This is a genomic window from Methylophaga sp. UBA5088, from assembly GCF_002414625.1.
Taxonomy (GTDB): Bacteria; Pseudomonadota; Gammaproteobacteria; order Nitrosococcales; family Methylophagaceae; genus Methylophaga; species Methylophaga marina.
Window position 1 is genome coordinate 14,923 of record NZ_DIAC01000134.1, and the last position, 5,580, is coordinate 20,502.

The 5,580-nt window shown below is 44.6% G+C and carries 6 protein-coding genes; 3 read left to right on the forward strand and 3 right to left on the reverse strand.

Annotated features, from left to right (window positions below):
- Both B4K20_RS16545 and B4K20_RS16550 read right to left on the reverse strand, forming a co-directional pair.
- On the reverse strand, positions 1 to 1,264 hold a 1,264-nt coding region (locus B4K20_RS16545; RefSeq protein WP_289283765.1), incomplete at its 3' end, for a sensor domain-containing diguanylate cyclase.
- A 35-nt stretch (positions 1,265 to 1,299) separates the two neighbouring features.
- Positions 1,300 to 2,130, reverse strand: coding sequence for an SDR family NAD(P)-dependent oxidoreductase (locus B4K20_RS16550; protein ID WP_286305646.1), 831 nt, complete (start codon positions 2,128 to 2,130; stop codon positions 1,300 to 1,302).
- A gap of 114 nt (positions 2,131 to 2,244) precedes the next feature.
- On the opposite strand from B4K20_RS16550, the gene B4K20_RS16555 reads away from it, so the two are divergent.
- Positions 2,245 to 3,078 carry a CheR family methyltransferase gene (locus B4K20_RS16555; RefSeq protein WP_289283766.1) on the forward strand — a complete coding sequence of 278 codons (834 nt, stop codon included), beginning with the start codon at positions 2,245 to 2,247 and terminating at the stop codon, positions 3,076 to 3,078.
- Here B4K20_RS16555 and B4K20_RS16560 read toward each other — a convergent pair.
- Positions 3,075 to 3,752: a DUF4126 domain-containing protein gene (locus B4K20_RS16560; RefSeq protein ID WP_289283767.1), complete on the reverse strand. Its 678-nt coding sequence runs from the start codon at positions 3,750 to 3,752 to the stop codon at positions 3,075 to 3,077. The two genes, B4K20_RS16555 and B4K20_RS16560, sit on opposite strands and share 4 nt — an antisense overlap.
- 57 nt (positions 3,753 to 3,809) lie before the next feature.
- Here B4K20_RS16560 and B4K20_RS16565 point away from each other — a divergent pair, with 57 nt between their 5' ends.
- Positions 3,810 to 4,568: a Nif3-like dinuclear metal center hexameric protein gene (locus tag B4K20_RS16565; RefSeq protein ID WP_289244595.1), complete on the forward strand. Its 759-nt coding sequence runs from the start codon at positions 3,810 to 3,812 to the stop codon at positions 4,566 to 4,568.
- Positions 4,569 to 4,574: 6 nt separating this feature from the next.
- A partial coding sequence (locus tag B4K20_RS16570; protein WP_289283768.1) for a YihY/virulence factor BrkB family protein occupies positions 4,575 to 5,580 on the forward strand: 1,006 nt, incomplete at its 3' end.

Below are 5,580 nucleotides of genomic sequence, written 5' to 3' on the forward strand. Positions count from 1 at the left end.
CTGCAAAGCCTATAAGTTCATTGGTCGTGGCATCTTGTAGGGGATAGTTGACGATACCAATACTGGCCGAGATGGTATGACGCACAGACGCATAATTCAGATGAATGGTTGATAGCTCAGCCAGTATCTTTTTCGACAGAGTGATGGCGCCAGCTTCATCACTTTCCGGCATGATAATCGCAAATTCATCACCACTTAGCCTGGCAACAAAATCAGTAAAACGTGTGATTCTATTGAGGGTTTTTGCGACAAGCTTTAAGGCTTCATCACCAGCTCGATGGCCACTGGTATCGTTGATATCTTTAAAGCGATCTAAATCCAGTAGCAAAAGCGTATTGTTATGTTGATAACGAATGGCTGTTTGCAATGACTTTTCGAATTCTTCAGTAAACTTTCTTCTATTACATAAATCCGTTAATGGATCATGTTCTGCCATCCAGACGATACGCTTTTCAGCTGCTCGGGTTTGTGTATTATCAAGACCCACAGAGAGAATCAGTGTTGTTTCATTATTTCTTTCTACACGTGAATGAAACCAAGAGATTTGTTTTAAATGTCCTGCTTTATCAACAAGTTCAGCCTCTTGCTGCGCAATTTGGATGTTACCAAGTAGCAGCTCTTTCAGAATATGATCGGTTTCGGACCAGTGACCAGGAGGGAAAAAACGTGCGACATCCGAACCTTCCACTTCGTCACGACTAAAACCGGTCAATTGCTCACCATATTGGTTGAATAACTGAATGATGTGTTGATCGTCTGAAGTCATCACAATCATTTGAGCGGTATCAACAAGTTGTGTGATGAAATCGCGTTCACTCTTCAAGGCTTGATGGGCTCTAAATACCGCTTTATTACGTTGACTAACCTTGCTTTCCAGTGCTTCAAGCATACTAGCTAAATCACACAGCGCTTGTTTCAGCTTCAAGATGGCCGGGTCTGACTGGACTTCATCGATTTTTTCACATTGCTCGCGGGCCTCAATGTATTTTTTGCTGGCAACCAGTGGGATGGAGAGAGTCAGTTGACCTATCTCATCGATGCCTGACTGCAGAGGGCGAATAATGTAGCGAGAAAACAATAGAGTGAGACATAAATAAGAGAGAACACTCAGTGCTCCTGCAATCCAGGTGATAGATGAAAATGTCGGAAAAAAATAACGTATTAAGAAGAAAGTACCAAGCGCTATGACAGCGGATAAAACACTGCTTACCATAATCCAGTTTTGAGTCATGGAGACTGAATTGGAGTGTCTGGTACTTCTCATGATGACAGCTCGTTCATGATACGCATCCTTTCAAGCTAGCTATCGGAGACCTTACGGCACATCCAGTCTAGTACACCTGTTGGCAGTAGTCTCTTACTATATGCAAAAAGATAAGTAGGAAAAGTGACGTAGTAACGTCTTTTAGGCTTTTTAGCTTCTAAGGCATGAATACATTTTTTTACAACAGCATCTGCAGGCAGCGTAAAAGGGGCGGCTGGGCCTTTTTTCTTGAGTCTGGCTTCCATCGCTTCATAAGTTTGGCGATGAGCGCTGTGAGTTTTATTAATATGCTGCATATACTTTGCGTAGGCGTTGTCGCGAAAACGACTGCTGATTGGGCCTGGCTCAATCAGACTGACATGGATGTCAGAGCCATGGAGTTCGATTCGTAAGGTATCAGCCAAACCTTCTATGGCGTATTTACTGGCGTTATAGGCGCCCCGGTAAGCTAAGGCGATTAATCCCAAGACCGAACTGTTATAAATAATGCGTCCATAGCCTTGTTGGCGCATATGAGCGATAGCCAGATTGGTTAGCTGTTGTGTACCAAATACATTCGTTTCAAACTGTTCTGTCAGTGCGGTGCGTGATAAGTCTTCAACGGCACCTGGTTGTCCAAAAGCAGCATTATTAAACAGCCCGTCCAGTTGATGAGAAAGATAGTTTAATGCTTGTTGAAAACCTGCGCTCACACTGTTTTCATCCGCTAAATCCATAATGATGGTATGGATACCTTGCTCCTCAAGCGCTGCTTTGTCGCTGTCCTGACGTACCGTGGCCACGACTTTATAGCCACGCTGATGTAATGTGATGGCGGCACATAAACCAATGCCGCTGGAGCAGCCTGTGATGAGACATGTTTTCATTTGATTACTTCATCTTTACGAAATGATTTATCACTTTATCGGATGTTAGGGTAAATGTTTAAGTCTGTTGTCCGATATGCTATATATTCTTTTAACACTTAACCCTGAGACACTATGCAGACGCAAGAAATAACGGATATTGATTACCAGCGCTTTAAGCGTTTCTTAGAAGATGCCTGCGGTATTCTTCTCGGGGATGGCAAACAATATCTCATTGTCAGCAGACTGACGCGTCTGTTGCGCGATGAAAAGATGACAAGCTTGTCAGAGTTGATTAGTGCGGTTGAGCGAGGTCAGCCCCATCATCTGCGTGATGCGGTTATTGATGCCATGACAACCAATGAGACGTCTTGGTTTCGAGATGTTCAGCCTTTTGAGACCCTTGGTCAGGTGATTTTCCCCGAATTAGAGAAGGTGCGAGGAACGTCGCTTAGAATATGGTCGGCCGCATGCTCATCTGGGCAGGAACCCTATACCATCAGCATGATGTTAAGTGAATACTGCCGAAAAGTATCGTCAAGTAGACTGGCCACAAGTCAAATCATCGCCACAGATATTTCCAGTTCGATGTTAGTGCAGGCAAAAAAAGCAGAATATGAGGATGTGGCCGTTGGTCGCGGCTTATCTGATCAACGGCGCCAACAGTTTTTCACCAAACAGGGAGAGCGCTGGCGTGTTATTGATGAAGTCAAGCAGCGAGTGAGTTTTAGACCTCAGAACCTGTTGCAAAGCTTTGGCACCTTAGGCAAGTTCGACATTATTTTTTGTCGAAATGTACTGATTTACTTCTCGGCCGATCGCAAAAAAGACATTCTGCAGCGAATGGCGCAATCACTCAACAAAGGTGGCTATCTCTTCCTTGGGGCGTCAGAAACAATTAGTGGTTACACCGATGCCTTTGATCTCGTTCGTACGCCACATAGCACCGTTTATCGTAAAAAAGATTAGTTTGGATCGTGCTCGATTTTTTTGACTGGTGTGTCTTCAGTATTTGTTGTTGATTCGCCCATACTGCTTTCTGGTGTTTTTGTCAGGCCCAGCCAACGGCCAACCTTACTGAATATAGCTTTAAGCAAGCGCCATAGTCTTGGCAGTAACCAAATCATCAAAGCAACAAACACAACAAGCATTATCAGAAATAGTACTGGATGGTGAAGCGCCGTCCATAAACCTGCAATCACTAATAAATCTTCGCTGATAGAGGCGCCCCAATTCGTCACAGGTTCGGGAGAGGTATTAATCAATAAACGACCACCTGCCTTGGTGGCATGACTGCCAGCCGCTAAGCTGCCTCCTAATAACGCGGCGCTTAATTCAGCAGCTGCACTGACATCACCTACGGCGCCTGCGGCTAGCATCGCCCCAGCAGGAATTCGGATAAAGGTATGCATCGTATCCCAGCCGGAATCGACACCTGGAATTTTGTCAGCAAAGAATTCTACGCAGTACATAAAGCCAGCGGCGGCCATCACCATCGGATCAGTTAGAATCTGAAGTTCATCAGGTAAGACAATATTTCCGGTGATTCCCATGTAACCAAGCATAAAAATAGTGGCGTAGAGATTGATCCCGCTTGCCCATGCAGCACCCATACTGAGTGCAATAATGTTGACTGCTTCCATTGATGGCTCTCCATTTTGTTATAGTGATGACTTACTTAGCCACAGGGATTTGAGTCGATGATAACCCGAACTGAATTTCTCGCCTACATCAATACACTTTTAGAGCCTGAGCGTTTTAATGATTATTGCCCGAATGGTCTCCAGGTTGAAGGTCGTGAGGATATCTCAACGCTGGTGACCGGTGTTACGGCTTCAGAAGCTTTGTTGGAGGAAGCAATAGATCGAAATGCCGATGCTGTCATCGTCCATCATGGCTATTTCTGGCGTGGAGAAGATGCCCGAATAATCGGTATGAAGCAGCGCAGATTAAAATTATTGCTGGAAAATGAAGTTAATTTAATCGCCTATCATTTGCCTTTGGATGCTCATCCAAACTTAGGTAACAATGCCCAGCTTGCTGCATTGTTAGGCATCGAAGTTGATGGGCGAATTTCAGGTATGGGAGATCCAGCAATAGGTTTATGTGGGAGTCTACCCGAGCCTGTATCTCTAGCTGCGTTCACGAGTCATGTTCGACAACAACTCAAACGAGATCCGCTGGTAATACAAGGGCATGATCGCCAAATTAATACGGTTGGTTGGTGTACTGGTGCCGCTCAGGGGTATTTAGCGCAGGCGGCTGAACTGGGGTTAGATCTTTATATCAGTGGTGAAATCTCTGAGCCAACTGTGCATATAGCACGTGAATTAGGTATTAACTACATGGCGGCGGGGCATCATGCCACGGAGCGCTATGGGGTGAAAGCATTGGGTGAACGGCTGGCGGAACAGTTTGGAATCACTCATCATTTTATTGATATCGATAATCCGGTTTAGGTTCTTATGTTTAATTCCATTCTAAATTTTTATGAAAAACAGCGCCTTCGCATTGAACGTTTTTTTGAAATAACCTTGTGGCAAGACATTGCTGAAGATGCTTCGCCATTATGGCGTTTGTGGGTCAATGCCATTCGTGTCACATATATCATGATTCGTGAACTGGCGACCGGTGAGTTGAATTTACGTGCCATGAGTCTGGTGTTTACCACCATTCTTTCTTTGGTCCCCTTAATTGCTGTTGCGTTTTCTGTTTTGAAAGCGTTTGGTGTTCACAACCAAATGGAACCGATGTTATTGAGTTTGTTGGAGCCGCTGGGCGAACGTGGTCCCGAAATAACGGAAAATATTATTGGTTTTGTGCAGAACGTCAAAGTCGGCGTTTTAGGATCAATTGGTGTGGCGATGTTGTTCTACACCATTATTGCGCTGGTCCAGAAAATTGAGAATGCGTTCAATTTTGTCTGGCGTGTAAAGCGATCGCGATCATTCGCCCGGCGTTTTACGGATTATCTGAGCGTGGTGATGATTGGCCCGGTGTTGATTTTTTCAGCATTGGGACTGGTGGCAACCGTTGTAAACCATGAGTTTGTTCAACAATTAAGCAGTATCGAGCCTTTTGGCACATTGCTGGTGATAGGCACAAAGCTATTGCCTTACCTGATGATTATCACGGCATTTACGTTCTTATACACCTTTATACCGAACACAAAAGTGAAATTCAGTCCGGCATTGATTGGTGCTTCAGTGGCGGGTGCTTTATGGATTGGGGTCGGCACCGTATTTGCCAAATTTGTGGCTTCTTCATCCAACTACACGGCGATTTATTCCAGCTTTGCTATTTTGTTTTTCTTTATGATCTGGTTATATCTCGCGTGGTTCATCCTATTAACAGGATCTCAGGTAGCCTTTTATCTTCAGCATCCTAAGTTGGTTAAACTAGCAGGTAAACCGTTGATATTAAGTCCTCGACTACGGGAACGAGAAGGACTTTGGCTGATGACAGTGATTG

Coding starts and splice junctions, on each gene's coding strand:
- B4K20_RS16560 (WP_289283767.1), bottom strand. CDS start 3,752: ATGGAAGCAGTCAACATTATTGCACTCAGTATGGGTGCTGCATGGGCA.
- B4K20_RS16550 (WP_286305646.1), bottom strand. CDS start 2,130: ATGAAAACATGTCTCATCACAGGCTGCTCCAGCGGCATTGGTTTATGT.
- B4K20_RS16555 (WP_289283766.1), top strand. CDS start 2,245: ATGCAGACGCAAGAAATAACGGATATTGATTACCAGCGCTTTAAGCGT.
- B4K20_RS16565 (WP_289244595.1), top strand. CDS start 3,810: ATGATAACCCGAACTGAATTTCTCGCCTACATCAATACACTTTTAGAG.